This window comes from Flavobacterium sp. DG1-102-2, assembly GCF_033042555.1.
In the GTDB taxonomy this organism is placed as follows: Bacteria; Bacteroidota; Bacteroidia; order Flavobacteriales; family Flavobacteriaceae; genus Flavobacterium.
In genome coordinates this window covers 24,405-50,034 of record NZ_JAWLIK010000010.1, presented here as the reverse complement: position 1 = coordinate 50,034, position 25,630 = coordinate 24,405, and the positions used below count along the sequence as shown (strand labels likewise).

Genomic DNA, 25,630 nt, shown 5'->3' with positions numbered 1-25,630 from the left:
ATAAAAACCGTCCTTAAGGGCGGTTTTTTGTTTTAAAAAGCAGCCAGAATGACAGCAACGTTTGTCATTCTGAACGAAACCATGTGGAGTGAAGAATCTCGACTTCAAAACTTAATTACATTGCAACAGAAGAGATCCTTCGTATCTCAGGATGACAGCAATCGCTGCATTTTCTACTACCTCAAATGTGCAATGGCAGCCTCTACAACCGGCTTGCTGTTGCCAACGAATATACTTTCGCCATCTACGATAACAGGACGGCTTAAAAACGTATAATGTTCCAAAATCAGGTTTTTGTAATCATCTTCAGTAAGAACGGCATCTTTTAGTCCGCGTTCTTTGTACAGCGTTGCTTTTCTGCTAAAAAGCGCTTCGTAACTGCCGGCAAGACGGTGCATCTCCTCCAGTTCGGCTAATGTAATCGCATCTGTCTTTATTTCGCGCAGGGTAAAGCCATCGGTCGTAGGTAATGATTTTAGTATCTTCCTGCAGGTATCGCAGGTCTTCAGGTAAAATATTGCTTTCATGCCGTAAAGGTACAGGTTCATTTTTGTTTCACAAAAATGATATTAAAACTACAGCTACTAAAACACACCCCTAACCTCAAGAGGGGAACACTCATACCCTGCCACTGTTGCTTTAGTATTGAGTGAAGCTGGTTCCACTCTTGAGAGGGGTTAGGGGTGTGTTTCTATCAAATCATCGAATTATCAAATCCACAAGAACAATCCTCGGCACGCCTTTTGATTAATTTTTATATATTTGGAAGACTAAAAACATAACCACAAATGGAATTTAAATCAAAAAACCCTTTTCTAAGCAACAAATCATTTGCTAAAGGTACTACTTCTGTATATGATGCAGAAGGCAATGTGCTTGTAGATTATAACAACACCATGACCGTAAACGGTGCGGTAAATAAAAGTTTTATTCTTTTGCTGCTGCTTTTAACCGGAGCTTTTTCGGTTTGGTACATGGCGGTAAATAGCTCTAACCCTTACCCTATTGCTATTGGCGGTGCCATATTAGGATTTATATCGGTGCTTGTAGCGAGCTTTAAACCGGAAACATCACGTTACCTGGCTCCTGCCTATGCATTATTTGAAGGACTATTCATCGGCGGACTTTCACTTATTATCAACGTGGCTTACCCGGGTGTTGCGCTTCAGGCAGTAGGCGCTACGTTTGTAACATTTATAGTGTGTTTTGCACTATATCGTTTCAGGATCGTAAATGTAACCGAGCAGTTTAAATCAGTTGTAATCGCTGCTACGCTTGCCATTGCTACCTATTACCTAATCAGCTTTTTAGCATCGTGGATCTTTAATTTCCAGATGGTAGGGCGTGGTTTTAACGACAATTCATGGATGAGTATAGGTATAAGCGTATTTGTAATTATTATTGCTGCACTTAACCTTTTCCTTGATTTCGACATGATAGAGAAAAGCGCAGAACGCCGCCTTCCTAAATACATGGAGTGGTTTGGGGCTATGGGCCTTATGATTACCCTTGTATGGCTTTATGTTGAATTCTTAAGGCTGTTCTCTAAGCTATCAAGCAGAAACTAATTCTGTTACCATATAAGAACGCAAAAAGGCTTCCTTAATAGAGGGAAGCCTTTTTTTTTGTTCTTACGAAGACCATCTTCAGAATTTATGAAAATGATGCGCCGCGCAAAGCAATGTCTGAAACATGATTTGTAGCAGTTTCATAATAAACGTTTTTTGGGTCGGGACAAATATAATGCTTCAAAATGAAACGATAGTGTTTTTTGTGTATTTTATTTTTGATGAATATGTTGACATACTTCTGCTCCTTCCGCCATGGCGGAAGAAACTCCCACACACGCTGAAAAAAATAGTGAAGATCTAATGATTAGACAGCACCATATCATAGACAACACAATCAATTACAAACCACTATGATAGATAAAAAGAATAATACATTAAAATCAACACATTAAATTTAATGTAATTTTGCAATATGAAAACCACTTCACTTCATATAGAAAAACCAAACGAAGGACTTCTTAAACTTGTTCGCGAAATCAAGGCAGACAAAGACGCCGCACAGAAGGAACTTAAAAGTCAATGGGATACTTATTTTCCTAAAGAAAAATAACATACCCCTATATGGCTTTAAACAGGGTAGTTCCATATACTACTAATGATGGCATAAACTATCTAATAAAATTTTCTGTCTTTAAAGCTGAAGTTTTACCTGAACAAATTACTTTACCGGTCGTAGAAATTATCATAGAAACTAACTCCACCCATGATAATATTTACAACGACATTTCTACAATCAAAAGGCTGCTACATATTGTATTAGAATATATACACGAAAATGATGTTGTATTTTATTTTTACTGCAGCAATAAACCTATCAAAAAATCAGAGAAGAATATACACTTATCCCATCAGGAATTTAGGAGTAATCTTTTTTCTGCAATGTTTCAATTAGACAAAACAAATCGTTTTACAAACAAACTTGTTATTATTAATGATCAAGATGGCAATCACTATATTCATCTGATCACAAAGATAGAATTTGAAGAAACTGCCAATCTAATAATGGAAGAGTTGAAAAAGTTTGATAAATAACCTACCAAACTTTACTTCACCCTCAAATAAGCATCTGCCTCCGCATACGGAATTAGAAGTTCTTTAGAGCCATCGGCAAAAGAACCAATTTCGTACGGGTTGTAATAAAGCAATAGTCCGTTTTCTTTGAAGAAGATGTTTTGCGGAAGTATAAATTTATCATTCTCAAACAGCACATCTTTTGTATTAATGGATTTGCCCGCGGGAATCTTGAACTTTTCACGGAATTTCTTTTCGGCTAATGCCGTAAATGCTTTTTTGTCGTTGAACACCTGATCATATGACAGGCTTTTACCGGTTTTGGCGTCAAATATAAGCGAGCGGTTACCTTCGTAACCATGTGCGCCGCCGGTAAACATAAAGTTATTCAGCTTAACATTGATGATGTTATCCGATTGGTAATCTACTGTAGCTTTAATTTTTGCTTCCCACGGAATAGCCTCTCCCGGGTCTTCTTTGGTAATTTCGTCATAGGAACCTATGAACGACGCCATGATCTCTTTATAGCTTTTTCCGTTGGTTGGCTTTTCGCCAAAATACACGATGTCACGCGTAACATGGAATATCTTATTGTTGATGCTGTCGCTCACTTCTCCCATTCCCGATGCTTCCGGAACACTGATGTTTACATAGGTGCAAAGGTTGTTTTTGCACAGTAGTGACGACTTTTGTTCGTAGACTTTATTCTCAAAAGCAAGCCCTGCCGGTTTCTCAACAGTTGTCTCTTTAGTGGTTTCGGTAGTTTTTTCGGTATCCTTTTTGCAGGCGGTAAGTGCCGCACAGGCAAGGGCAAGGGTGAGCAGTTGTTTCATAGTATAAGTGTTATTGTTGTGTAAAACACGCTTGTCCGCACTTGCGGAAAATTAAATTACAGTAAATTTGCCTAAAATTAATGACAACGAAGATACGATTATATGAAATTTAACACTAAAACCATACACGGAGGACAGCACCACGAACCACATACAGGTGCCGTTATGCCTCCCGTTTTCCAGACATCAACCTTTGCTCAAAAAAGCCCGGGTGTGCTTACAAACGGCTACGAATACAGCCGTGGGGCCAACCCTACGCGTACTGCTCTTGAAGATGCCCTTGCAAGCATTGAGAACGGCGCACGCGGCCTTGCATTTTCGTCTGGCCTTGCTGCTACCGACTGCGTTATGAAACTGCTTAAGCCAAACGACGAGGTTATTGCCATGGACGACCTTTACGGAGGTACGTACCGTATGTTTACACGTATCTATCAGGATATGGGTATCAAGTTTCACTTTGTGGATATGAACGACCTTGATAAATTCCAGTCGCTTATCAACGAAAACACAAAACTGGTTTGGATAGAAACACCTACCAATCCGCTTATGAAAGTAGTAGATATTGAGGCAATAGGAAAAATAACAAAGGCAAAAAACATACTTTTTGCCGTAGATAATACTTTTGCAACACCTTACCTTCAGCGCCCTATTGATCTAGGCGCGGATATCGTAATGCACTCGGCCACAAAATACCTTGGCGGCCACAGCGATGTGATTGCCGGTGCGCTTATCATTAAAGATGCCGGGCTTGGCGATAAAATGCACTTTTTACAATTTGCTACAGGAGCTACATTGGGTCCGCAGGATGCTTACCTTGTACTAAGGGGTATAAAAACCCTTCATTTACGAGTACAGCGCCACAGCGAGAACGGCCAGAAGGTTGCCGAATACCTTGCCAGTCACCCTAAAGTAGAACGCGTGTATTACCCGGGACTTGCAAGCCACCCTAACCACGATATTGCTGTTAAGCAGATGAAAGGCGGTTTTGGCGGAATGGTTTCGTTTACGTTTAAGTCGGGTGAAAAGGCAGACGCTATCAAATTCCTTGAGAGCGTTAGGGTATTTACCCTTGCAGAGTCGCTTGGTGGCGTAGAATCACTTGTTAACCACCCTGCCCTTATGACACATGCGTCTATCCCTGAGCCTAAGCGTAAAGAGATAGGCATTACAGACGACCTGGTTCGCCTTAGTGTAGGAATCGAAGACATTGAGGACATCCTTAACGATATCGAGCAGGCTTTCTCTTAATACCTAATTACATATTGAAACGCGGATAACGCGGATCATGCTGATAACCGCAGATTCATGACTATAGTCAATCTGTGAAAATCTGCTGCATCTGTGTTATCCGCGTTCCATTTTATACAGCTATCAGATAATAATATGACGTTCCCAATGTTAAGTTTATCGATAAAATCAAAGACTTAACATTGAAACAGCCTATGTGAACTATTTACTTGTTAATTTTGCGTTACGCTAATGTAAATTAATACGCACACCCATGAACAGGACAGACTTAAGACTGGTACAGTACTCAGTAACACGCAAAGTAAAATCTAAAAAGAGCAAAAAATCGACTTCTAAAAAAGTGAAGTCAATAGGGTATTTCCACATTTGGGGCACTAACGCCGACAAAAAAGGAAACGAAAAATTTTATGCCCTTATAGAAGACGCAAATACAGGAACCCTTGTTGAAGTGGCACATAAAGACGTGCGCTTCTTAACAGAAGACGAAATCGAAATGCTTTACAACCAGGCAGAAGAAACGCTTCTTGCTGAAGAAGAAGCTGTAGTTGAAGGCCCTGCTGAAGAGCCTACCGCTGAGTAAGACGCCCCAACGTCCTGAAAAAATATAATTACACGAAACGAAATGCTGCCTTAACGGGCGGCATTTTTGTTTTGTAAAAACATTTATATTTACCGTACCAAACCAATACTTATGAAAAATATAATAAGCCTGCTTTTTGTATTGTGTGCTACCATTGCAGCAGCCCAGACCGATGCAAACGGAAATCCGGTTTTTAACTCGATAACCATCAATAGCCGGTCGCTAAAAAATGGTGTAGAAATGAGCATAAATTATTACACCCTTAAAAACAACATCGAAAATAAAGGTTCGTCTGTATTTGTAAACGAAAAACCATCAAAGGAGCAGGTTATTACCGCAGCCACTCGGCTTCCGTCAGATTATTTTATTATTAGGGCCAATTCATCGGCTTCTGCAATGCTTATGTTTACCACCTATCCAGTGACGCAAATACTGGTAGTAAATCCTTCCACTGGCGATGTAAGGCAATTTCCAACAGACATAAAAGGCGATATTACCGAAAACAGGGCAAACGAAATCATTAAAGAAGGATATGACCCGGCTGCAACCCTTAAAAACGGCAAGCTTACTTTTAACGGAAAAACTTACAACGTTATAAGCAATACAGCTATAAACAAAGAAATAATCGCCCTTATAGATAAGGAAAAATTACTCGACACGCCGGCATCAGACATGGTGATGCTGTCATCGGGAGAAATAAAAAAGATAATGCTTACAGAAACTGCCGAAGGCGGTAAATTTGATTACTTTACACCCATAAAAGGCAAAGAATACAATAGCGTTCAGGTAAAACCCGGTGTTTTTAGTACCGAATTGGGCGTAGCCCTTTATCGTTGGGTCCGCGCCGCTTACACACTTGGCGTAAACACTCCCGCCGATGCACTTGCTGTTTTTGCTGAATTTAAAGGGCGCCCGGTAAACAAGAGGGAAGAAGAATATATAACCATGGGTTTCAATAAGGAACTTGAAAAATAACAACACTTTAAAAGACAACAAATTGTAAGTAAATGCGTTACCATTTTACAACCTACAAACCAGTACTTATAAAAAACATTTTTAAAGCGCTGTTCCTTTTAAGCGCCATTGCTACAGCCCAAGTAGACACTCCTAAAAAGATCCACTCAGAACCGGTGAGTATAGATGTTGTTAAAAATGGCGTAGACATTAGCGCTGACTATTACACGCTAAAGAATAACATTGAAGGTAAAGAGTCTTCGTTTTTTGTATCTCAAAAACCTACAAAAGAACAGATTATAAAAGCAGCCATACAACTACGTTCTGATTCCTTTGATATTACAGATACTAAAAGCGGCATGGCAATCAACATGATGATGTTTTACAGCTATCCCGTTAAAAAAATAGTGGTGTTAGCTCCTACTACCGGCAACACAAAAGACTATTCGGTTAACATTGCAGGTGATATCGTAGAAAACAGGGCTAACGAAATCATAAAAGAAAAGTATAACCCTTCTGCAACCTTAGTTAACGGCAAACTTACCTTTAACGGAAAAACCTATGCCGTAATAAGCAATAAAGACATAAAAAAAGAAATCACAGCGCTTATCGATAAAGAAAAACTTGCAGATAAGCGTGTATCAAAATAAGGCATGCTATACAGGAAATAAAAAATGCTGCCTTAACGGGTGGCATTTTAGTTTGATTATGGAACGCAGATTTCGTTGATTGAGAAGATTTAAGTTCTTTATTCAGGCAAACTACTGCTTTTCATATTCAAGAGTCCCCAATTGAGGAGTGCTTATCACCCGCTTTTTAGCATCAAAATAGTTGATGTCAAAAATTTCATTAATTAAAAGTACTGTTACCGTTAGCTTTTTATTGTCTTTAGACAGCTTCCATTTTCCTTTCGTTACCTTTTCGCCTACAAGGCTCTGAAACTTGCCATCGGCATCAAATACCTGATACACTTCGGTAGTCTTAAAATAATCGTTAATGTCTTTTTCAGTGCCTTTTTTGTCGGTCCACTTTACAAGTTTCCATTTACCTGCAAGCTCTGTAGCCGTTTGTGCATTTACTGATACCGCAACAAACAGCAGGGCAAAAAGGGTGAGTGCTTTTTTCATATTATTATTAATTAGTTGGTTAACAGATTAAAATTAAAAAAATAATGGATTGATGGATAGCGTTTTAACTTTTTATGCAAGGCACAATTGATATTTTTCGTGTCCGGAGAATTCTAAGTACTAAGATCACAAATGTGCACTAAGTTCACAAAGCTTTGTGCCCTTTGCGAAATCTTTGCGACCTTTGTGGTTAATATATTATACACCCCTTCCCGATAGCTATCGGGACTATCAAGAGGGGAATACTCTTACCCAGCCAATTACTTAAGGTTTGAGTGAAGCTGGTTCCCCTCTTGAGAGGGGTTAGAGGTATGTCAGTCTAACTAAACAACAATTAAAAAAAATGAAAATAGAAATATGGAGCGATATCATGTGTCCTTTCTGCTACATCGGCAAGAGGCGTTTTGATGCCGCATTAGAGCACTTTGCCCACAAAGACGATGTTCAGGTAGTATGGAAGAGCTTTATGCTTTCTCCGGAGCTTAAAACAGACCCGTCAAGAAACATGAACGAACTTCTTGCTGAACACAAAGGCATAAGCATAGAAGAAGCCAAAGGCATGCACGACTACGTAACCGATATGGCTGCCAATACAGGGCTGACTTATAATTTTGACAAGGCGGTTTCGGCGAATACCTTTAATGCGCACCGGTATATCCACTTTGCAGCGCAGTATGGAAAAGCAACTGAAGCCGAAGAAAAGCTTTTTGCCGCCTACTTTACCGAAGGCCGAAACATTGACGATGCCCAAACCCTTATTGACATTGCCCTTGAACTTGGCCTTGACACTACAAAACTGGCACAGGCCATGAGCAGCGGCGCATTTGCCGACGAAGTTGTGCAGGATATCACCGAAGCGCAGGAACTGGGCATAAAGGGAGTTCCGTTTTTTGTATTCGACAGAAAATATGCCGTTAGCGGCGCACAGGAAACAGCTGCTTTCCTCGATACTATGGAAAAGGTATATGCCGAGAAATAGTTTTTCTGTTTTGTTAATGTGTGGATTTGATTATTTGAAACTTCACTCGATACCATAAAAAAACCGCCTCATATCAGGGGCGGTTTTTGTGTTTTATAAAATGTTGTCGTAGTCGTTTATAAAAAAATATACTTTTGTATAAACGTTGTAGTTGTCATTTATACAAAATGGCACTTTTGTATAAACGTTACTGAGTAAATACGCTTAGTAGCGGTTCGTTTATGTAATAACTGGATTTACCAATTTTAACCTTAAGTAAAAAGCCTTTTTCTGCTGATAGTTCTAAATACTTTCACACGCCTGCCTCTTTCGAAAGAGGAGTGAAACCTTACTTAAACAAAGACAGTATCATAAAAAACTACTTCAGAATACGAAACTATTATATACTTTATGGCTTTGCCACTTTGCCACTCTGCAACCCCCTAATAAAAACTCTTCTTGCTTACCGTCCTGTTTACGTCAATTACATAAAACAGCGCCTGGATGTCGTTCATGTGCAGGGTAAAGTCGGTAAATTCAGGACTGTCGTTAAGCGAATGGCAGGTAATGGTGCCATCGTCTATATTATGCTCAATAATCTCCTTGAGCAGCGGCATTTTGCTTTGGGTAGTATAAATAACCCAGTACGGAAAATCGCGGTAGCGCAGCTTACCCTTCCAGTGATGGCGTTGCAGCTCTCGGGTAGACACGATGCTGTTACGGGTAATCGCGTTACTGGAGCCGTCGTCCATACTGTCGCCGTTAACGCGAAACGCCACATAGCGCCCCTGTACCGGCTTATCTACCAATATACCATGCTGACTTAAGTCCATTAAAAAATCAGCATCCTGATAAGCGCTCAAGAAGCCTGCCTGTACATTGAATTCGGCCAGTGGCATAAGCATGTAATACTGCCCGTTAGGCAGCTCTATGAACTTGTTGCCATTCTTGTTCTCAAAATCTTCTACAAGGCGCACTACCTCTTCCTGCCTCACGGTTTTATGATACACCGCACCCGGCTGCAATACTTTGTTTAATATTTCACTTTTTGATTTTGGGATAGGCTTACCCTTTTCATAGTTGATAATCGTTTCGCGGCTGGCACCAATAAGATCAGCCAGTTCCTTTTGCGTAAGCCCAAGCTCTTCACGCTTTTTTTTAATCTCTAATCCGTCCATAATCAAAACTTTAGGGTAAGCGAAATTAAATCAGACACAAAAAGTGTAAAATTTAACTTCAAATTATTTTGATATGTGGAATATTCCACATAATTTTGCACTGTATTCAACAAAGGTATATAAAAAATGCGAAACTTAGACATCATAATAAAAGAAATTGTGGAACTAAGTGAAATAAAATCAGCATATAACCACTACCTGGCTTCAAACAGGAGTTTAACGGAAGTGGAAAATACCACTAAGATTCAGCATAATAGACAAATTATCAACAAAACACTAAAAGCACTCTATGCAGAGCAAACACAAGAAAAACAAGCCGTTACGGCATCCTCCGAAAGACAGCCAACTGTAAAAACCATTAAACACACCAACGATGAAAAAAATGCAATACTCCACTTTAACCGCGACAGGAGGTTTACCATTACAGAATAGTTGCCGGTTAATGGTTGCCGGTTGTCAGACTGAGAAAAACTACACGAAGTTTGCCCCTCTCCGTTGGAGAGGGGTTGGGGTGAGACCAAATTCAGCAATGACTAAATCACCAAAGAAACTTTTAAAAAGTATCCATAAATACGAAAAAGAACTCGAAAACCTGAAGACCCTGCCCTACTACCGCCTGTTTAAACAGGAAACCGAACAGCAAAAAGATATCGCCGCTGTAACGGAAAAACTGGAAAAGCTCAGGGCAAAGTATTCAGAAGCCAGTAGCAGTTTGCAGTTGTCGGCGTAGTAAAAGAGCAAGAGTGAGCTTTCCCCTCCTTTGGAGGGGTGGCTGAAAGCCCAGGTGGTTCAGCTATAAAAATTAAACCACCCCACCCTGCGGGCACCCCTCCAAAGGAGGGGAAGCAGAAACCGACAAATACCCGGACATCCGAACAAAAACAAACCATCAACACCAAGACTTCATCTTTCAATTATTAAACAAAAATCACAATGACAATCAAAGGAACCATCGAAAACATTGAGTACCGCAACACCGCAGGCCACGAGAAAAAAGTAGTAACCCTGGTGCCGGACCACAGGCAGAGGGCGTTTGTAGAATTTAGGGGCAGAAGGATGGACGACCTGCACGGCTACAAAGAAAACGACGAGATACAGGTAGACGTAACCCTGGAAGGCAAAGTATCTAAAAACAGCGGCATACAGTACAACAACCTTGTGGTGCAGGAAGTTATTCAATAGTATAACCGCATGAGTCTTCCCCTTCTTTGGAGGGGTGGCTGAAAGCCGGGGTGGTTCATCACTATCATAAACCACCCCGCCCTACGGGCACCCCTCCAAAGGAGGGGAAATCAAGCGGGCCCTTTCAATCCTTCAATCATTAAATTTTAAATCAAAAAAAATGGAAAACAACAAATCTAAACAGGAAGAATACACGATAAAAATACTAGACCAGCTACAGGTGCTCTTTAACGAAGAAAACGAGAACCGCATTGATATAAAAGAATTGGAAGATAACGCCAACGCAGGCGATTTCTTTCACGCCCTGGCTAACCTTGCCCCTACAGTGGTATACGGCAAGCTAACCGAAAAAGAAATCGGCACCCTCGACTTTAACCACATCGCCAACAGGCTGTGCTTTCAGAATGCCTATATAAAAGAGTAACGAACTTTAGTTTTAGCATCGTTTGTCATTCTGAGCGAAGTGTAACGGAGTCGAAGAATCTCTGTTGGAATTAGAAGAGATTCCTCCTTTGTCGGAATGACAAACGTATTCAACCTTAAATTTTAAAAAATCAGAAATCATGTATAAAATAAAAGGCATTATCACCGCTATAGGCGATATAAAAACAACAAAATTAGGCACTGCAGTACAGCAGCTGCACTTTGAGCAGGAAACCGGCAGGATGTTCTACCCATTTGCCCTGGGCACTAAAATCGAAATATTATCCGACTTCCTCCCGGGAGACGTGGCCGAAATGGAATTCCACATCTCGGGCTCAAAAGGAACTTATAACAATGTGATAATTGACAGCTTAGTGAGAGTGTAATGAAAGACCCGGCTTTTTTGTTTTATAGTAAAGATTTCTACGAAGGAACACGCACCATGCTTCCTGAAGAAAGGGCATGCCTTATCGACTTGCTTGTATATCAGCATCAGCATGGCGGTTGTATTCCAAATGACATAAAAAGGCTAAAGATGTATTGTTCAGGCATAGATGAAGCTACCCTTACAGCTACCCTTAAAGCCAAATTTATATTAACCGATGCTGGTTGGCAAAATGGAAAAATGCAGGTGCTTACTGAAGAAAGAAATTCTTTTAAAGGAAAACAATCCATTAATGGCAGGGTGGGTAATTTTTTCAAAAACTTACCTAAAATCTTAAACAAAAAAGAGATTCAGGAAGTAAGAAACATGATTAGTCAATTAGGTTTAAACAATGAAAAGTTATATCAAAACTGGATTAGCCAATACAAAGACCCAATCGCTATGCGTGACGCTATGCGTACGCATTTAGTAAATGAAGATGGAGATGGAAATGGAAATGAAAGTATAAATGATAATACAGTTTATAATGGAAAAGAGGGTATGGGAGAAAAACCAAAACCCGTATACCCCTTCGATACCGAAAGTTTTGAACAGCATTGGATGACCTGGAAAGGCTACAGGGCAAACGAAGACGGTTTTAAGTATAAAACGCTTGCGAGCGAACAGGCCGCGCTATCTGAACTTGGTAACCTTTCGCACTACGATGAAGCCGCTGCAATTGCTATAATGCACCAGAGCATGGCCAACGGTTGGAAAGGATTTTTTGAAGTAAAGCACAATGGAAGCACAAAACAAACTTCCGGAAAAGGCGGCAGCGGCTATAGCGACGCTTTCAAACGAAAGATTGTTGGCGGTTTACAGTCCGGCTAACTGCATGAGGCATGCCGGTAAGCTCACAACGATGGAAGCCGCAATGAATGCCCCTGCCCCCACACTGGGCACATTGCACCGCGAAAAAAGCCGCGAGTTTACCCATGCCCTGGTTATGGTCTGGCTGGTGTACCTTAACGACCTGCTTGACTTGAGGAAACACATGAGCGAAGACCAGATCGAACTGTGCGCCACCGAAATCGTTAACGAGTTCTACAGCCTTAAGATGAGCGACCTGGCCTTTCCTGTTCCGCCGGATAATTTCGGGGCAGTGTGGCGAATTTTACGAGAGCCTTACGATATCTAAAGTGCTTACGTTCTTCAGGGACTATTTTAACGAACGCTGCCGACTTGCCGGACAGGAGTCCGTACGCCACCACGCCGACTTTGCCAGCCGTGACACCTTTAATTATTCCCAAAACCTCAGGCGGGTATGGCACGGCACAAGTGAAAAAAGCTGATTTTTGGTTATTTGTTATCGGCTGTTGGTTGTCGGATCTGTCATTCTGACGCGTTTTGGAACGCGGATGACACGGATTTTAGCAGATGACCGCGGATTTTCTTATCGCTACGAGTAAGCCATGTGAGTGAAGCTGCGGCATTAAACTCTGTGGCGTGAGCAAATTAGCAAGAGAGGCGTTAAGAAGCATTCGCTGTTTGAGGCGAAGCCGAGTTCGAATGGTTTAGCCGAAAGCGCTAATTTGTAGCCTAAGGAGTTCAGCCGTGCCTTTTTGGTTCTTTTGTGGCAAGACAAAAGAAGCAATGTTCTTTGACATACTGTAAAAATAAACTATTCCTTTCACAGGAAAATTAAAACCTTCATGGTTCCTCTATATCCGCCCTTGCGGTACAATCAACGATTTAATCAACCCATAATCTAAAACTGTAGGTTACTTCGTAAATAATAAATAGCTTTATAGCTGATTTGCAGAACGTAAGACAATCAGTTTAGCAGTAACCTACAACCAATTCAACACTAACCCTTAAACATCAACCTATGGCACTTTTACAACGCGACCAGATAAAACAGGTAGTTTTAGAAAGCCTCCAGTCGGTGGCCGACCTGCCTGCAAACCCCGAAGCATCTGACTTTAGCGCTTTTAACGATTTTCAGAAACACGTTTTCCTCTCTAACCTGAAGGGAAAGATAAATGCCCTGCCCTACTACATGAACAGCGGAGCCGAGAGCTATCTTGCCTATTATGACATATCACTGACCCCCGACTCGACCGACGACTGGCCAACAGTGGGCGACTGTATCGACTGGATAAAAGAAAACCAAAGAGTTGTTTATTTATAAGCCAAATCACCATGAAACATATATTATTTATACTCTTCGCGCTTGGTTTTTCTGCAACAGCCTTTTCGCAGACAGAGTACGTAACGCCTACGGGCATCAGCCTTAAGCAAAATTCGGTAGGCGAATTTTCGCTCGCTATAGATATTAATTTAGACATTAGCGAAACCGACAACATAGACCCCGATTACTGGATTGAGAACCCGCAGCAAAAACCTAAAGTTGCGCTTATCTACGGCGACCAAAAGTTAGACTGCCCTCTTAATGTATCGCCAATGGTAGGCGCAAAGTCGGTTGGCTTTAAGGTATCAAATTTTAGTGAATCGACGTTTGACCGTTTTTTGAACAAAGACCATGACAACCAGATAAAACTGGTGGTTGAGCAGGATGTTACCATCAGGCTTCAGGCTGTTGAGGGACAAGCCGGACAACGCTTTCTGGCCATAAAGGCCGATGTGCTGAACAGCATGATCAACGAGCAGCTGACCTATACCGAAGACGACCGCACCGGCTTTATGACCTCGCTAAACAACTTTTATTATTACCAGAATAAGGTCGATTTTGGCGTTAACCCCTCACAGGACACCATAAAAACAAGTTATGTGCTTTCCTTAAAGCTACAGAATGCCTATAACCGAAAAAACTTTTTGAAGTGCGATGATGATAAAAAACCGGTGCCCATTTATTGGACCCTCGATGCCAGGGTAAGCACCAATTTTAAGGACTCGCTGAATTACATTAAGTTCTACCCCATAAATCTGATGCTGGAGAATTTCTCGAAAAAGATTCCGTACCAATTGAACCTGAAGCTGGGGCATGAGTCAACACAGGATTTCATCAGCAAAAGGGTCGCAGTCGATGCGTCCATATCGCTGATCACGCCAAATCTGGTCAACCTTTCCACAGCACAGTCCAGCAGGTTACGCCTGAAACCTGTAATCACAGCGGGGTTCAAAGGGTATTATGATTATTCGAACAATGTTGATGCCTTCACTTCGGGTCAGCCGCACATTGACGGTTATTATTACGTTCCCATATTCGACAATTATGCCATTATTTTTGAAGGCACAAGCTTTTACGACCTGAGCCAGACCCGCAACCCCGACAAAAAGATTCAGGGTAACTACTCGATAACATTAGGCGCAGAAATCCCTAAAACAGGCTTCAAAGCCATGTTTAAATACACCGACGGCCGCACTGATATCAACTTCAAACAGGGTTCTATTATCGCAATAGGTTTACTGATGGACTTTTTTGACGAGAAGAGGTAGATGTATTTATAAATAATATCGCCCAATTTGTCATTTCAACCAGAGGGAGAAATCTCTTGTAATTCTTATATAGATAAATTATGTAATACTCCATAAAATAATATAGTTGTAAAATAAGATGTTATTTTATACGTTTGCACTCTAAATAATAATGCTTAAACTATATGAACATCTTAAAAAGATGTTACTACAGATATTAATGGAACAATTATTGTTTATATTTGATTATAATTTTCTCAACAATGGTTAAGAATCCTAATATAAATCATATATCTACTAAAAAAACTACAGGATCAGTTGTTCCAGTAGGAAGTAAAGTAGGCAAAATACTTCTTAATAGTATTGATGCTTCTAAAATTATGGATGCTGTTAGAGCGGTTGCTAGTGGATCAGCAACTCAAACAGTAAAGATTTCAAATACTACTATAAAAAGTTTATCAGGAGTTTATAATAAATGAACATAGCTCTAGCGGGATTTGTAATAATTCTATTATTACTTCCTGGATTACTTTTCAGAAAAAGTTATTTATCAGGTGAGTTTTCAAGAGAATACATTGTAGAAGATTTTTTTGAGTTACTTATAAACTCTTTGATTCCTAGTTTCTTATTTTATCTAGTAATTGGTTTGCCTATATCTCTTTTATTTGGTTACCCGTATGATTTTGAAAAACTCTTGGGACTATTATCTTCAGACAAGGAATTACTATCGCATTCTTTAAAAAATATCGAAGAAAATAAATATGCAATTATTACATTTCATATTTTTATAAATTCCCTAGCTTACACATCGGGATTTTTATGTAAAAATCTTGTTCTTACAAATCGCTTGACACTAAATATCCAACATTAAGATTTGATAATATTTGGCATTATTTACTTACTGCTAAATTTATATTATTTAAAAGATCACAAATTGAATTAGAAAGCGATAAAATTGAAGATATTGATTTAACGTTAGTATATGCATTAATTAATATCGGCAATATTCCTGTTTTATATAGCGGTGCACTTGTAGATTATGAACTCTCAAAGGATGGAAGTATTAATTTGCTTTATCTGAAAAATGTGCAGAGAAAAACTCTTGAACTTAAAGAAAGTAAACCTGAAGTTTCAATTGATGAAAATGGTTTATATAATCAAGAGAATTTTAAAGACATTGAAGGTAATATATTGATATTAAAGTATGAGAACATTATAAATCTGAGCTTAAGCTTCATAGCAACTGATATACTTACCGATATAAATGGTGAAATAGTCGGTGTCGAACCCCGATTAATCGGATAGTATCAATATTTCCCTCAACCCACCCCAATGACAGAAGCAGAAGCACACGCTTCTTTGCATTTACCCACTAAAAAAACCACCCGAAAACCAGGCGTTAAGAGCGAGTACCGTGACGAGTATGGCGCGCAGGCGCATAAGCTGTGTCTGCTTGGCGTGCAGGACCGTGACCTTGCGGCGTTCTTTGGCGTATGCCGTAAAACCATACTGAACTGGAAAACCACTTACGCCGACTTTGCCGAAGCCATTACCCGTGGCAAGAAATCGGCTGATATGGAGGTGGCGGCGAGTTTGTACCAGGCAACGCTGGACAGGGTGATTACCACCAAACAGGCCATCAAATGCAAAGAAATTTATTATGACGACAACGGCAAACGCGTAGAGAAGGAGCGCGTTGAGATCGTGGAAGTAGAAAAACACATTCCGGCCGACTTCCGCAGCCAGCAGTTCTGGCTCAAAAACCGAAACCCCAAGCTGTGGAGTGACAAATACAGTGACGACGATGATATTCACGATAAAGCCGTCACTTTAAACCTGGGCTACGGCCTTGACCCTCATGAAACTGCTGATTAAGCAGGAACACGCCATTTATTTCCTGAAAGATAATGTAACCGAAGAGGTGCTGTACGGCGGCGCTGCCGGTGGCGGCAAGAGTGCCCTGGGCTGCCTTTGGCTTATGGAAATGTGCCAGAAATTCCCCGGTACGCGCTGGCTTATGGGCAGAAGCAAGCTGAAAACCCTTAAGGAAACCACGCTCAACACCTTCTTTGAGCTGGCAACGCTGCTAAAGCTGGGCGGCCAGTTCAGTTATAAGTCGGCGGAGCATATCATACACTGGAAAAATGGCAGTGAGATCATTCTCAAAGACCTGTTCTTATATCCCTCAGACCCTAACTTCGACAGTCTGGGGTCGCTCGAAATTACAGGTGCTTTTATAGACGAATGCAACCAGGTGGCCTACGCCGCATGGCAGATAGTCAAGTCGAGGATACGCTACAAGCTCAGTGAGTTTAACCTCATCCCCAAGATGCTGGGTAGCTGTAACCCCGCCAAGAACTGGACGTACAAAGAATTCTACAAGACCACCCGCGAAGGCAGGCTTGCCCCCTACCGCCGGTTTATCCAGTCGCTGCCAACCGACAATCCGCACCTGCACCCAAGCTACCTGCAATCGCTGCTGCGGCTCGATAAGAACAGCCGCGAACGCCTTTACTTTGGCAACTGGGAATACGACGACGACCCGGCAACCCTGATAGACCATGACAGCATTGCCGATTACTTCTCTCCTACCCATCTTTTGCCGAATGGCGTAAAATACATGACCATAGATGTTGCCCGAAAAGGGAAGGACAAAACGGTGTTCCGTATCTGGCATGGGTGGGTATGCATAAAACGGGAATCGATTGCCAAAAGTGGTCTTGATGAAGTGGTAGGCAGGGCGCGGGTACTACAGTCGAAATTCGGAATCGCCTTATCCAACACAATTGCCGATGAAGACGGCGTGGGCGGCGGCGTGGTAGACTTCCTGAAATGCAAGGGATTTGTAAACAACTCATCCCCCTCGAAATGCGAGAGGGCAATACCTACGTGAAACCCAACTTTGATAACCTGAAGAGCCAGTGCTCCATAAAAATGGCCGAAATGATAACCAACCGCCTTGTGGGCGAAATATGCGATGACGATCTGGTGCGCCAGACCACCGCCGAAGAAATGGAACAGGTAAAACTAAAGGACATTGACAAAGACGGACGCAAAGGCATCATTGCCAAAGACCGAATCAAGGAACTTATAGGCCGATCCCCCGATGAATGGGACAGCATCATGATGCGCTATTGGTTTGCACTGCGAAAAGATTATAGTGCGAGAGTGAGGGTTGGTTAGTGTCAGATTAATACCAAATCAATAAATTATAATTTTTATTTGTATATTTTTGTTACAACACTTCAATTATGGAAAAAGATTTAACCAGTTCAAAAGTTGACAGGCGCAATATTCTAAACAACAATACTGCTATAAAAGAAATATATAGTCAACTTGGGTTCGAAGGCATATTCTTTGAAAATAAATTCAGATATACTTTAAATCAACTTGCTAGATTTTATGAGGTCGATAATAGAACTATTGAAAGACTTTTAGAAGACCACACCGAAGAATTAAGTGCTTCAGGATATGAAATTTTCAAAGGTTTTAGGTTAAAATTATTCAAAGAAAAAGTAAATGAACTGACCGACATCCATGTCGGTCAGTTGATGCAAGACGATGACAAAGAGCTTGTTGGAAAAAGAGCAGCGAGCTTAGCAGTCTTCACTTTCAAATCTCTACTTAATTTAGGCATGCTATTACAAACTTCTGAAAAAGCAAGAGAAGTTAGAAGCTTTGTATTAAATATTGTAATTGATGTACTTAACAAAAAATTAGGTGGATCGACAAAATATATAAATCAAAGAGAAGAGGAATTTCTACCTGCTGCTTTAAGAGAAATAAACTATAGAAAAGAATTTACAAATGCCATAGATTTATATATAAAGAAAAATCAATTTAAATATAGTCAATTGACTGATAAAATTTACAAAAGCGTTTTTAAGGAAAATTCCAAAGAATATAGAAAGGTTTTAGATTTAAAGGCAAAAGAAAGTGTGAGATCTACAATGTACACTGAGGTTTTAGACCTAATCAGCAGCTATGAGAACGGATTTGCAGCATATCTTAAAGAACAATTTGAACTTAATCAAGAAAATCAATTTTCACTTTCCGAAGCACATGAAATTTTCAGAAAATTCGAGAAATTTTCAGATAAATTATATGAACCCCTAAGAGAAAAGGCCAGAGGATTAATGGCAAGCCGAGACATGGCATTTAGAGATGCATTACATGAGAAATTAAAAGAATATGTTAATACTGTTAGTGCGGAGGATTTTGATAAATTTTTAGGTGAAAAAAGTCAATCTTTAGAAGACCGACTCAAAGAAAATATAGATGTTTTTAGACGTTTAAAAGATCGATAATGAGCTATTTATATTTCGACATAGCACATGCTCTCCGGGTACAAGATTTTATAATCGAAAATAGTGGCGGAAGAAAAGGTGTATTGAACAAAGGTCTTATTGATAGTGTCTTAGAACATGTAAAAAATGATTTGTATTACCCTTTAATTGAGGACAAAATTTGTCATTTATTTTATTCGATAAATAAAAATCATGCATTCAATGATGGTAACAAAAGATCATCAATTGTTCTCTCCTCATATTTTATGGAAATTAATGGCCTTGATTACAAGGTCGACTATTTTATAAAGGAAATGGAAAATGTCGCAGTTCATGTTGCTGATAATAAAATCTCAAAAGAACTTCTATATGAAATAATTATTTCAATTGTTTATGATAATGAATTCTCAGAAGAATTGCAATTAAAAATTATAAACGCAATTGCAATTGTTGATAATGAAAATGAAGAAAATTTATTCTAAGTCATTATGACAATATTTCTTAAAATGGAAGAGTGAAAAACATTTCCATGAAACAATACACCCGCCTGCGGGATACTTTACATTACGACCTCCTATTGGAACACCTCAACCCGAAGAACAGCTTTGGCAACAGGCAAATGAACATAAGTGCCATGCCCTATGCCAATGTAAAATACTGCATCAGGCTGCTGCCAAAGATTGTCGACTGGAATGATGTACGCCAGCTCTTTGAGATATGCTTTGACATTGACGAAAAAGCCTTTTGGAAAGCCCCTGTAACCGAATTCTTCGCTGCACGGAAGTTTGTGGTAGCCGAATTTGAGCGCACCATAGCCACCGAAAATAAGCTGCTTACCACCCTGAGCACCGATAGCCACCTTTGGCAAATGGCAGGCGCCGATAAGCTCAAACCTTATGGCGACACGCTTCCGCTGCTGCAACTGGGCAAGCTCTTTGGGCAATACCCGTTTGACCTTGGCCGTAAGCCCTACGGCGAAATATTCAGCCTTTTGGCACAAACCAAAACACAAAATGAGGTGGAAACGGAGTACAGGAAGCTTGCTTCGAAGTAGTTTTCAGTATTGAACGCGGATGACGCGGATTTTGGCGGATCATCGCAGATTTCATGGCTACTGTCATTCTGAATGCAGCGAAGCGGAATTGAAGAATCTCTTATAATCCCATAAAACTTGTTGAGATTTCTCCACTACGCTACGCTTCGGTCGAAATGACAACAGCGCAGATTCATCGCTACTGTCATTCTGAATGCAGCGAAGCGGAATTGAAGAATCTCTTATAATCCCATAAAATTGTTGAGATTTCTCCACTACGCTGCGCTTCGGTCGAAATGACAAACATTAAACCAATATAAAACACCCCAGGCTCACTCCCCTCTCCTTCGGAGAGTCTCAATAGCTATCGGGAGGGGTGAGGACTATTAACCAAATCCACAAATCAAACAAATCCACATTCTCATGAAAGACATAGTACGCATACTCCAGGACATAGCCCTTAACAACAACCTCGTTTACCACTACGGCAAGAAAGCCGCGCTGAACCTTTTAGACGGTTCTGCCGAAGCAGCCACCACCTATCTGCTTCACGAGTTTACCAACCGCAAAAGCGAATACAACGACAGCGGAACCATGATTATCGCTGCCAATTATGAGGGGAAATTCTTCCTTGTAAAGCAGAGTGACCTTGACCAGAACTATTTTGCCGAAGCAGGCGATGCCGAAACCTCAAAATACACACAGCACATAGAACCGCTGCTCCGGGTATTTAAAAACGTTGGCAACAGCCTTGCCTGCCTAAGCATAGAAGTGAACCAATGGGACAACATAGACGTTACTGATGCGCTCGATGCAAATATGGACGGACTCCTGTGCAGCTATAAACTTCGCATACCGGCAAATTATGAGTAGCACTGCCCAACTACTGCTTACCGAATTTGAAGCCCTTAAAAACGAGCTTATCGCACGGTATGACGATCTCGGCATGCGGGCGTCAGGGCAATGGGCAGAGAGCCTGAGCGTATCGGTATCGGGAAACAGTGCAGCTATACATCAGGAAAGCTACGGCAAGCAGCTGGAAAATGGACGAAGGCCAGGCGCACAACCGCCAAGCGAAGCGATAGAACAATGGCTTAAAGACAAAGGCATTGCAAACCGGCTGGAGAAAGGCATGTCGGTTAGCAGCCTCGCGTTTCTTATTGCCCGAAAGATAGGCCGTGAGGGCTGGAACAGGAACAATCACGACGGCACAAAACTAATAAGCAGTGTGGTAACTCCCGAACGTATTCAGTTCATCATTGACAAGATTGGCGAAAGCCAGCTTACCGAATTTACAACCAAGATTTCTGATTACCTAAATACTCTACAGGCATGATACAATTTGTAACCCCTATAGATGCCGGCAAGCTGCGCATGGCCTACAACAACGATATACTGCGATTTTACAGCGACAGTACCGATCCTGCACTTTACGCCGATGTTACCCTTAGCGAAACATCTGCAATTTTGATGGTAGGTACAGAACCTAAAACCTATTTTACAATCAGGTTATACCCAAATCCGCAGGGACAGTTTTATCTTAATCTTCAGCCCTATGTGGCGGCAACCCTTAACACACGCAATTTTGAAGATACCCTGCAAACATCGCTGGCGGCGGGCAACAGCAGTTCATTTACCTATGCCTTTAGCAACGGGACTCTATTAAACGGAGTTTTAAAAATCAACGTAACCCACAAAACTGCTGAGGCAGATTCGGTTACCAATACGCTGGTGTGGCTGGGTGGGACACAGCAGTTTGGCGATTATTCAAGGCTTGCCACATCAGATCTTTTAATGCTGTCTCCAACAAAAAAAAACACTGTAAACGAGTATTACCTTAAATACTGGCAAGGCTATCCGTTTGATATAAGCGTGCTAGATTACAACGCTTCGCTTATTGCACGCCGAAACTTTACTGTTGTAAACCAAACCAATGCCCTTACCACCACCCTTTCGCCGAAAGGCAATATTACAAGGATCACTTTTTCTGACGGGCGTACCGATGAAACGCCGGAAACACTTTTGCCATTGGCCGAAGGCACAAACAAGCTGAAGGTAAGTACATCTGCCACAAGGCAAAGATGGGTGCACATAGAAAAGGTACCGTATTGTGAGGGAGTGTATTTAAAATGGCTCAACGCCATGGGCGGTTATAGCTACTGGCTGTTTGAAGACACCTATGCCATAGACCGAAGCACAAAATACAACGACGAGATAGACCGCAATAACGACAACCTTGAAAACTCTTTTGGGAGAACAGTGCAAACCGGCAAGGAAAGCCGCGATACACTTAAAATTATTGCTGAACTGCTTACCGAAGACGAACGCCGCATTGTTGAGGGCATCTTAGACAGCCCAAAGATATACCTGTTTACAGGAAAGCCCCTATCGCAAAACAGCTACAGGAGCTGGATAGAAGTTACACTCAAAACAGGATCGGCACGGCTAAAAAACCCTAAGCAGCCGCTAACCAATTTTACTTTTGATATTGAACTGCCAATAAGGTTTACGCAGACATTATAGTTAAGTGTTTTTAAAGCCTAAAGTCATAAAGTCTTTACTACAAGTTTACTTTACGACCCTAGACCTTGAAACTATGCCTCTCTGAAACTTTATGACTTTACAACTTTCATAAGTATTCCCCTGCACCTTTTGGGTCGGCGCCTTCAGGAACAAAAACGTCAATTTTGTTATCGTCCATTTTTGTGAACATTACAGATGTTACCTTACCATTTACCGTATAGCTCACGCTGTAAAAAGTATCGGTAGCCTCTTCGCTTATCACGTAGTTGGCATTTTTCTTTTTCAGTTCGGCAATGCCCTCTTTCCAGCAGGCCGAATTTGTGTTGGCTGCAGTACTGCAGATGTTATCGGCATTAATTACAAAATTATAGTCGGCAGCGGCAGCATTTTCCTTAGCCCATGTACCCTGAATCCATGCAGGCGGGTTAAAGGTGTTTTGGTTTACGGCAACTGTTTCGGTTTCGTCATTAGAGCAGGCAAGTGCAATAAGGGCAGTAAGTAGTAGGATAATTTTTTTCAAAACGTTAGATGTATTTGTGTTTTCTGATTCAATATTATGCAATTTATATCTCAAAAAAACAGCCTGCTGGCATAGTAACCAATTGTTTACAATTGCTTGATATTACAGGCTCCAACATTAATTTTTAACGATACTTGTGTAACTAAAAACAATGGCATTGTTACTCTACATAAACGGGCAGCAGGCAGACCTTTCTGCCGGGCAGGTTATAGCCCAGACAAAACAGGTAAACGACCTGAACAGTCTTGAAAACCGGCAGGCCGGCTATACCAATAAATTTAAACTGCCTAAAACGGCAAACAACTTAAGGATAATGAATTTCCTGACTGTTACAGGGAATGATTCTGCCGTACCGTACCAAAAAAATGAATGCAGCCTCTACAGCGATACCGGCGAGTGTTTTGTGTATAACGGCTGGGCAGTAATTACCGATGGCGGAGACGATTATGAAGCCGTAATTTATGACGGTATTATAGATTTCTATAAAAAAATTGAAGGCCAAACCCTCGCCAGCCTTGACCTGGACAAGCTTACACACGAAAAAAACCTTACTACTGTTACATCAAGCTGGATAGGAGATGATATTTTAAAATATAAATACATCGTAGCCGACTATAACGGCATGACAATGACCACGGCTCCTGTGACCCAGCCTCCTGCTCCCGCCATAAATATAGATTACCTTGTACCATCGGTTAAAGTTGCATGGCTTTGGGAACAGATCTTTACTAAAAATGAATTTTACTGCAACGGTTCAATTTTTGATTCTCCCGATTTCAATAACCTGTGGATGACGTATCCTAAAGGTATCTTATCGATAGAAAACGAGGAACTGCTGTTTGAAAGCAGCAGTTATTCTTTTATTGGAGAAACTACAAAAAGCGCCCCGTACGTGCGTAAATATTTTGCCCGTTACAATAACACAGCAACATACAACGAGACGATGAATAATAATGGGCAGATTCATCTTATAGCACCGCAAACGGGTAAATACAAGCTGGAGATATCAGGACGGTTAAATACAAGAAAGCAGCTCTATAACCTGCAAAACAACCCGCAGGATATTTCCATACCTGCACCATGCAGGATTATATTAGGCAAAAATGCAATAAACAGCACTGCTTTAACAGTCATACCCTCAGAGGTAATTTCGATGTATACTCCATCCAGTACCGAATTTTCTAAAACCTTGTTCATCACCCTTAATCAAGGCGAAAGTATTTGCCTGGGCATTGGTGCTGTTGAAGAGGAATCATACAGGATGTTTACAATAGCATCTGGCAGTGCGTTAAAGGTTAAACTTACTAAGATTGAACCGGGGGTATTTGACTTTAATGATGCTTTTTCAGAATTTACCGTTCGTGATTTTCTTAACGAAATAGTTTGCCGCTACGGCCTTACAATGTATAAGGACAAGTACAGCAAAACCCTTACGTTTGTAACACTTCAGGAATTGTTTAGGGAATCGGTAGTAATAGACCTGAGTGACAAATATGTAAAAAAGGTTTCAGAAAATTATCTGTATGGCAGCTATGCACAGCAAAACTGGTTTCGCTATAACTACCATGACAAAGAAAGCAGTTATAATGATGGTTTTTTAACTGTTGCGAATACAAACCTGCCCGAGAAGCGTGATGTTATCAAATCTAAACTCTATAGTCCTAACCAAAGAACCGTGACACTTCTTGGCAGGCCTACTAATGTTTACCGGTTGTGGGACAAGGAAGTGGTAGAAGACCCCCAGCCGGGCGAAGCAGCCCTGACATAAAACCCCTTGACAAACGATTCTATTTTTTAAGGCCTGAAGTAATGCCGGGTGCACATCTTATCGCCTCAGACCTTATGCAGGATTGGGCCGCTTTTGCAAACATACCGTTTGAAACATTTACCGGGCTGCCTTTTGCCGACATAAGGGCGAAATACTATACTCCTCTGGAAGACGTGCTTGACAAAGCCTGCATCGTTACGGCAGAGCTGCTGCTTAAAGACACTGACATTATAAACTTTGATTTTAAGAAACGCTATTACATAGAACAGCTTGGAGCTAACTTTATAATGAACAAGATAATTAATTACATTCCCGGTAAGCCTGTAAAATGTGAGTTGATAAAAGTGCCTGACAATATGTTTGAACCCTTTACAGTAAAAATAAACAGGGTTGTCATTTCGTCTTATCAGGTCACTATATATTATGAAACTACAGATACGATAACAGGCGTTATCGTAGAATATGACCCCGGCAATAACGCGTGGATATCGCTGCCATTTGCAGGAACCTCACCGGTTACATTCAATCTTGAACGGGGCAGCTACAAGCTTCAGCTAAGGGCAAAAGGAAAGCTTTCTAACAACGTAACTATCAATATTCCTGACGTGAGGACAATTAATAGTATCTAAAACC

At 40.9% G+C, this 25,630-nt stretch carries 37 protein-coding genes; 32 read left to right on the top strand and 5 right to left on the bottom strand.

Translation table 11 applies throughout. From position 1 onward, the window contains the following. Positions 1-176 precede the first annotated feature (176 nt). Complete coding sequence (locus R1T16_RS14185; protein ID WP_317501779.1) at positions 177-527, bottom strand: arsenate reductase family protein; 351 nt, start codon at positions 525-527, stop codon at positions 177-179. A gap of 261 nt (positions 528-788) precedes the next feature. Between R1T16_RS14185 and R1T16_RS14180 the strand changes: the two genes are divergently transcribed. The 3 genes from R1T16_RS14180 to R1T16_RS14170 all read left to right on the top strand — a co-directional run bounded on the left by R1T16_RS14180 (position 789) and on the right by R1T16_RS14170 (position 2,603). After that, the gene (locus R1T16_RS14180) at positions 789-1,568 is read left to right on the top strand and encodes a Bax inhibitor-1/YccA family protein (RefSeq protein WP_317501778.1); all 780 of its coding nucleotides are present in this window, start codon (positions 789-791) and stop codon (positions 1,566-1,568) included. Positions 1,569-1,983: 415 nt separating this feature from the next. Next, the gene (locus tag R1T16_RS14175) at positions 1,984-2,121 is read left to right on the top strand and encodes a hypothetical protein (RefSeq protein ID WP_317501777.1); all 138 of its coding nucleotides are present in this window, start codon (positions 1,984-1,986) and stop codon (positions 2,119-2,121) included. A gap of 11 nt (positions 2,122-2,132) precedes the next feature. Further along, complete coding sequence (locus R1T16_RS14170) at positions 2,133-2,603, top strand: hypothetical protein (RefSeq protein ID WP_317501776.1); 471 nt, start codon at positions 2,133-2,135, stop codon at positions 2,601-2,603. 11 nt (positions 2,604-2,614) lie between these two features. Here R1T16_RS14170 and R1T16_RS14165 read toward each other — a convergent pair whose 3' ends face one another. After that, positions 2,615-3,415: a DUF3298 and DUF4163 domain-containing protein gene (locus R1T16_RS14165; protein WP_317501775.1), complete on the bottom strand. Its 801-nt coding sequence runs from the start codon at positions 3,413-3,415 to the stop codon at positions 2,615-2,617. Positions 3,416-3,517: 102 nt separating this feature from the next. On the opposite strand from R1T16_RS14165, the gene R1T16_RS14160 reads away from it, so the two are divergent. The 4 genes from R1T16_RS14160 to R1T16_RS14145 all read left to right on the top strand — a co-directional run bounded on the left by R1T16_RS14160 (position 3,518) and on the right by R1T16_RS14145 (position 6,847). Beyond that, positions 3,518-4,663, top strand: a complete 1,146-nt coding sequence (locus R1T16_RS14160; RefSeq protein ID WP_317501774.1) for a cystathionine gamma-synthase — start codon at positions 3,518-3,520, stop codon at positions 4,661-4,663. Positions 4,664-4,916: 253 nt separating this feature from the next. Further along, positions 4,917-5,243 carry a hypothetical protein gene (locus tag R1T16_RS14155; RefSeq protein WP_317501773.1) on the top strand — a complete coding sequence of 109 codons (327 nt, stop codon included), beginning with the start codon at positions 4,917-4,919 and terminating at the stop codon, positions 5,241-5,243. Positions 5,244-5,354: 111 nt separating this feature from the next. Next, entirely contained in the window at positions 5,355-6,218 is an 864-nt protein-coding gene (locus R1T16_RS14150) for a hypothetical protein (RefSeq protein WP_317501772.1), read from the top strand. Between the two features lie 32 nt (positions 6,219-6,250). Continuing rightward, on the top strand, positions 6,251-6,847 hold the full coding sequence (locus R1T16_RS14145; protein WP_317501771.1) for a hypothetical protein: 597 nt from the start codon (positions 6,251-6,253) through the stop codon (positions 6,845-6,847). 111 nt (positions 6,848-6,958) lie between these two features. Here R1T16_RS14145 and R1T16_RS14140 read toward each other — a convergent pair whose 3' ends face one another. Continuing rightward, positions 6,959-7,324, bottom strand: coding sequence for a lipocalin-like domain-containing protein (locus R1T16_RS14140; protein WP_317501770.1), 366 nt, complete (start codon positions 7,322-7,324; stop codon positions 6,959-6,961). Between the two features lie 343 nt (positions 7,325-7,667). Here R1T16_RS14140 and R1T16_RS14135 point away from each other — a divergent pair, with 343 nt between their 5' ends. After that, positions 7,668-8,303, top strand: a complete 636-nt coding sequence (locus tag R1T16_RS14135; RefSeq protein ID WP_317501769.1) for a DsbA family oxidoreductase — start codon at positions 7,668-7,670, stop codon at positions 8,301-8,303. 422 nt (positions 8,304-8,725) lie between these two features. Here R1T16_RS14135 and R1T16_RS14130 read toward each other — a convergent pair whose 3' ends face one another. Then, positions 8,726-9,460, bottom strand: a complete 735-nt coding sequence (locus R1T16_RS14130; protein ID WP_317501768.1) for a helix-turn-helix transcriptional regulator — start codon at positions 9,458-9,460, stop codon at positions 8,726-8,728. 126 nt (positions 9,461-9,586) lie between these two features. Here R1T16_RS14130 and R1T16_RS14125 point away from each other — a divergent pair, with 126 nt between their 5' ends. The 22 genes from R1T16_RS14125 to R1T16_RS14020 all read left to right on the top strand — a co-directional run bounded on the left by R1T16_RS14125 (position 9,587) and on the right by R1T16_RS14020 (position 22,709). Continuing rightward, a complete protein-coding gene (locus R1T16_RS14125) occupies positions 9,587-9,892 on the top strand; it encodes a hypothetical protein (protein WP_317501767.1) in 306 nt (101 codons plus the stop codon). 97 nt (positions 9,893-9,989) lie between these two features. After that, entirely contained in the window at positions 9,990-10,190 is a 201-nt protein-coding gene (locus tag R1T16_RS14120) for a hypothetical protein (protein ID WP_317501766.1), read from the top strand. A 203-nt stretch (positions 10,191-10,393) separates the two neighbouring features. Beyond that, the gene (locus tag R1T16_RS14115; protein ID WP_317501765.1) at positions 10,394-10,642 is read left to right on the top strand and encodes a hypothetical protein; all 249 of its coding nucleotides are present in this window, start codon (positions 10,394-10,396) and stop codon (positions 10,640-10,642) included. 160 nt (positions 10,643-10,802) lie between these two features. Beyond that, positions 10,803-11,066 carry a hypothetical protein gene (locus tag R1T16_RS14110; RefSeq protein ID WP_317501764.1) on the top strand — a complete coding sequence of 88 codons (264 nt, stop codon included), beginning with the start codon at positions 10,803-10,805 and terminating at the stop codon, positions 11,064-11,066. Positions 11,067-11,205: 139 nt separating this feature from the next. Beyond that, a complete protein-coding gene (locus R1T16_RS14105; RefSeq protein WP_317501763.1) occupies positions 11,206-11,451 on the top strand; it encodes a hypothetical protein in 246 nt (81 codons plus the stop codon). Beyond that, positions 11,451-12,320: a hypothetical protein gene (locus R1T16_RS14100; protein ID WP_317501762.1), complete on the top strand. Its 870-nt coding sequence runs from the start codon at positions 11,451-11,453 to the stop codon at positions 12,318-12,320. Before R1T16_RS14105 ends, R1T16_RS14100 begins: the two co-directional genes overlap by 1 nt. A gap of 43 nt (positions 12,321-12,363) precedes the next feature. Further along, complete coding sequence (locus tag R1T16_RS14095; protein ID WP_317501761.1) at positions 12,364-12,627, top strand: hypothetical protein; 264 nt, start codon at positions 12,364-12,366, stop codon at positions 12,625-12,627. Position 12,628: 1 nt separating this feature from the next. Next, the gene (locus R1T16_RS14090) at positions 12,629-12,781 is read left to right on the top strand and encodes a hypothetical protein (protein ID WP_317501760.1); all 153 of its coding nucleotides are present in this window, start codon (positions 12,629-12,631) and stop codon (positions 12,779-12,781) included. A gap of 536 nt (positions 12,782-13,317) precedes the next feature. Continuing rightward, positions 13,318-13,620: a hypothetical protein gene (locus tag R1T16_RS14085; RefSeq protein WP_317501759.1), complete on the top strand. Its 303-nt coding sequence runs from the start codon at positions 13,318-13,320 to the stop codon at positions 13,618-13,620. Positions 13,621-13,631: 11 nt separating this feature from the next. Beyond that, positions 13,632-14,888 (top strand): hypothetical protein, encoded by a 1,257-nt coding sequence (locus R1T16_RS14080; protein ID WP_317501758.1) that lies wholly within the window; start codon positions 13,632-13,634, stop codon positions 14,886-14,888. Positions 14,889-15,130: 242 nt separating this feature from the next. Continuing rightward, on the top strand, positions 15,131-15,346 hold the full coding sequence (locus tag R1T16_RS14075; RefSeq protein ID WP_317501757.1) for a hypothetical protein: 216 nt from the start codon (positions 15,131-15,133) through the stop codon (positions 15,344-15,346). Then, positions 15,343-15,738, top strand: coding sequence for a hypothetical protein (locus R1T16_RS14070; RefSeq protein WP_317501756.1), 396 nt, complete (start codon positions 15,343-15,345; stop codon positions 15,736-15,738). The genes R1T16_RS14075 and R1T16_RS14070 overlap by 4 nt, the downstream gene beginning before the upstream one ends. A gap of 215 nt (positions 15,739-15,953) precedes the next feature. Next, on the top strand, positions 15,954-16,172 hold the full coding sequence (locus tag R1T16_RS14065) for a hypothetical protein (protein WP_317501755.1): 219 nt from the start codon (positions 15,954-15,956) through the stop codon (positions 16,170-16,172). Between the two features lie 27 nt (positions 16,173-16,199). Beyond that, positions 16,200-16,742 carry a terminase gene (locus R1T16_RS14060; RefSeq protein WP_317501754.1) on the top strand — a complete coding sequence of 181 codons (543 nt, stop codon included), beginning with the start codon at positions 16,200-16,202 and terminating at the stop codon, positions 16,740-16,742. After that, positions 16,726-17,760 (top strand): phage terminase large subunit, encoded by a 1,035-nt coding sequence (locus tag R1T16_RS14055; protein WP_317501753.1) that lies wholly within the window; start codon positions 16,726-16,728, stop codon positions 17,758-17,760. The genes R1T16_RS14060 and R1T16_RS14055 overlap by 17 nt, the downstream gene beginning before the upstream one ends. Beyond that, complete coding sequence (locus tag R1T16_RS14050; protein WP_317501752.1) at positions 17,757-18,050, top strand: hypothetical protein; 294 nt, start codon at positions 17,757-17,759, stop codon at positions 18,048-18,050. Before R1T16_RS14055 ends, R1T16_RS14050 begins: the two co-directional genes overlap by 4 nt. A 68-nt stretch (positions 18,051-18,118) precedes the next feature. After that, positions 18,119-19,174, top strand: a complete 1,056-nt coding sequence (locus R1T16_RS14045) for a DNA-binding protein (protein WP_317501751.1) — start codon at positions 18,119-18,121, stop codon at positions 19,172-19,174. Beyond that, the gene (locus tag R1T16_RS14040) at positions 19,174-19,635 is read left to right on the top strand and encodes a Fic family protein (protein ID WP_317501750.1); all 462 of its coding nucleotides are present in this window, start codon (positions 19,174-19,176) and stop codon (positions 19,633-19,635) included. Before R1T16_RS14045 ends, R1T16_RS14040 begins: the two co-directional genes overlap by 1 nt. A gap of 47 nt (positions 19,636-19,682) precedes the next feature. Further along, on the top strand, positions 19,683-20,207 hold the full coding sequence (locus R1T16_RS14035; RefSeq protein ID WP_317501749.1) for a hypothetical protein: 525 nt from the start codon (positions 19,683-19,685) through the stop codon (positions 20,205-20,207). A gap of 402 nt (positions 20,208-20,609) precedes the next feature. Beyond that, a complete protein-coding gene (locus R1T16_RS14030; RefSeq protein WP_317501748.1) occupies positions 20,610-21,059 on the top strand; it encodes a hypothetical protein in 450 nt (149 codons plus the stop codon). Next, positions 21,052-21,522, top strand: coding sequence for a hypothetical protein (locus tag R1T16_RS14025; protein WP_317501747.1), 471 nt, complete (start codon positions 21,052-21,054; stop codon positions 21,520-21,522). Before R1T16_RS14030 ends, R1T16_RS14025 begins: the two co-directional genes overlap by 8 nt. Next, positions 21,519-22,709, top strand: a complete 1,191-nt coding sequence (locus R1T16_RS14020) for a hypothetical protein (protein WP_317501746.1) — start codon at positions 21,519-21,521, stop codon at positions 22,707-22,709. Before R1T16_RS14025 ends, R1T16_RS14020 begins: the two co-directional genes overlap by 4 nt. A 106-nt stretch (positions 22,710-22,815) precedes the next feature. Here the strand turns inward: R1T16_RS14020 and R1T16_RS14015 are convergent, their stop codons facing one another. Further along, entirely contained in the window at positions 22,816-23,229 is a 414-nt protein-coding gene (locus R1T16_RS14015) for a hypothetical protein (RefSeq protein WP_317501745.1), read from the bottom strand. Positions 23,230-23,380: 151 nt separating this feature from the next. Between R1T16_RS14015 and R1T16_RS14010 the strand changes: the two genes are divergently transcribed. Beyond that, positions 23,381-24,997, top strand: a complete 1,617-nt coding sequence (locus tag R1T16_RS14010; protein ID WP_317501744.1) for a hypothetical protein — start codon at positions 23,381-23,383, stop codon at positions 24,995-24,997. Next, positions 24,943-25,626, top strand: a complete 684-nt coding sequence (locus R1T16_RS14005; protein WP_317501743.1) for a hypothetical protein — start codon at positions 24,943-24,945, stop codon at positions 25,624-25,626. Before R1T16_RS14010 ends, R1T16_RS14005 begins: the two co-directional genes overlap by 55 nt. Positions 25,627-25,630 lie beyond the last annotated feature (4 nt).

Bases quoted from the DNA above. Each gene is read 5' to 3' on its own strand.
- R1T16_RS14145 (WP_317501771.1), top strand. From the start codon at position 6,251: ATGCGTTACCATTTTACAACCTACAAACCAGTACTTATAAAAAACATT.
- R1T16_RS14140 (WP_317501770.1), bottom strand. From the start codon at position 7,324: ATGAAAAAAGCACTCACCCTTTTTGCCCTGCTGTTTGTTGCGGTATCA.
- R1T16_RS14120 (WP_317501766.1), top strand. From the start codon at position 9,990: ATGACTAAATCACCAAAGAAACTTTTAAAAAGTATCCATAAATACGAA.
- R1T16_RS14185 (WP_317501779.1), bottom strand. From the start codon at position 527: ATGAAAGCAATATTTTACCTGAAGACCTGCGATACCTGCAGGAAGATA.
- R1T16_RS14115 (WP_317501765.1), top strand. From the start codon at position 10,394: ATGACAATCAAAGGAACCATCGAAAACATTGAGTACCGCAACACCGCA.
- R1T16_RS14165 (WP_317501775.1), bottom strand. From the start codon at position 3,415: ATGAAACAACTGCTCACCCTTGCCCTTGCCTGTGCGGCACTTACCGCC.
- R1T16_RS14180 (WP_317501778.1), top strand. From the start codon at position 789: ATGGAATTTAAATCAAAAAACCCTTTTCTAAGCAACAAATCATTTGCT.
- R1T16_RS14075 (WP_317501757.1), top strand. From the start codon at position 15,131: ATGGTTAAGAATCCTAATATAAATCATATATCTACTAAAAAAACTACA.
- R1T16_RS14125 (WP_317501767.1), top strand. From the start codon at position 9,587: ATGCGAAACTTAGACATCATAATAAAAGAAATTGTGGAACTAAGTGAA.
- R1T16_RS14045 (WP_317501751.1), top strand. From the start codon at position 18,119: ATGGAAAAAGATTTAACCAGTTCAAAAGTTGACAGGCGCAATATTCTA.
- R1T16_RS14025 (WP_317501747.1), top strand. From the start codon at position 21,052: ATGAGTAGCACTGCCCAACTACTGCTTACCGAATTTGAAGCCCTTAAA.
- R1T16_RS14040 (WP_317501750.1), top strand. From the start codon at position 19,174: ATGAGCTATTTATATTTCGACATAGCACATGCTCTCCGGGTACAAGAT.
- R1T16_RS14055 (WP_317501753.1), top strand. From the start codon at position 16,726: ATGAAACTGCTGATTAAGCAGGAACACGCCATTTATTTCCTGAAAGAT.
- R1T16_RS14135 (WP_317501769.1), top strand. From the start codon at position 7,668: ATGAAAATAGAAATATGGAGCGATATCATGTGTCCTTTCTGCTACATC.
- R1T16_RS14110 (WP_317501764.1), top strand. From the start codon at position 10,803: ATGGAAAACAACAAATCTAAACAGGAAGAATACACGATAAAAATACTA.
- R1T16_RS14060 (WP_317501754.1), top strand. From the start codon at position 16,200: ATGACAGAAGCAGAAGCACACGCTTCTTTGCATTTACCCACTAAAAAA.
- R1T16_RS14130 (WP_317501768.1), bottom strand. From the start codon at position 9,460: ATGGACGGATTAGAGATTAAAAAAAAGCGTGAAGAGCTTGGGCTTACG.
- R1T16_RS14160 (WP_317501774.1), top strand. From the start codon at position 3,518: ATGAAATTTAACACTAAAACCATACACGGAGGACAGCACCACGAACCA.
- R1T16_RS14020 (WP_317501746.1), top strand. From the start codon at position 21,519: ATGATACAATTTGTAACCCCTATAGATGCCGGCAAGCTGCGCATGGCC.
- R1T16_RS14100 (WP_317501762.1), top strand. From the start codon at position 11,451: ATGAAAGACCCGGCTTTTTTGTTTTATAGTAAAGATTTCTACGAAGGA.
- R1T16_RS14175 (WP_317501777.1), top strand. From the start codon at position 1,984: ATGAAAACCACTTCACTTCATATAGAAAAACCAAACGAAGGACTTCTT.
- R1T16_RS14035 (WP_317501749.1), top strand. From the start codon at position 19,683: ATGAAACAATACACCCGCCTGCGGGATACTTTACATTACGACCTCCTA.
- R1T16_RS14170 (WP_317501776.1), top strand. From the start codon at position 2,133: ATGGCTTTAAACAGGGTAGTTCCATATACTACTAATGATGGCATAAAC.
- R1T16_RS14105 (WP_317501763.1), top strand. From the start codon at position 11,206: ATGTATAAAATAAAAGGCATTATCACCGCTATAGGCGATATAAAAACA.
- R1T16_RS14150 (WP_317501772.1), top strand. From the start codon at position 5,355: ATGAAAAATATAATAAGCCTGCTTTTTGTATTGTGTGCTACCATTGCA.
- R1T16_RS14080 (WP_317501758.1), top strand. From the start codon at position 13,632: ATGAAACATATATTATTTATACTCTTCGCGCTTGGTTTTTCTGCAACA.
- R1T16_RS14070 (WP_317501756.1), top strand. From the start codon at position 15,343: ATGAACATAGCTCTAGCGGGATTTGTAATAATTCTATTATTACTTCCT.
- R1T16_RS14030 (WP_317501748.1), top strand. From the start codon at position 20,610: ATGAAAGACATAGTACGCATACTCCAGGACATAGCCCTTAACAACAAC.
- R1T16_RS14010 (WP_317501744.1), top strand. From the start codon at position 23,381: ATGGCATTGTTACTCTACATAAACGGGCAGCAGGCAGACCTTTCTGCC.
- R1T16_RS14095 (WP_317501761.1), top strand. From the start codon at position 12,364: ATGAATGCCCCTGCCCCCACACTGGGCACATTGCACCGCGAAAAAAGC.
- R1T16_RS14155 (WP_317501773.1), top strand. From the start codon at position 4,917: ATGAACAGGACAGACTTAAGACTGGTACAGTACTCAGTAACACGCAAA.
- R1T16_RS14085 (WP_317501759.1), top strand. From the start codon at position 13,318: ATGGCACTTTTACAACGCGACCAGATAAAACAGGTAGTTTTAGAAAGC.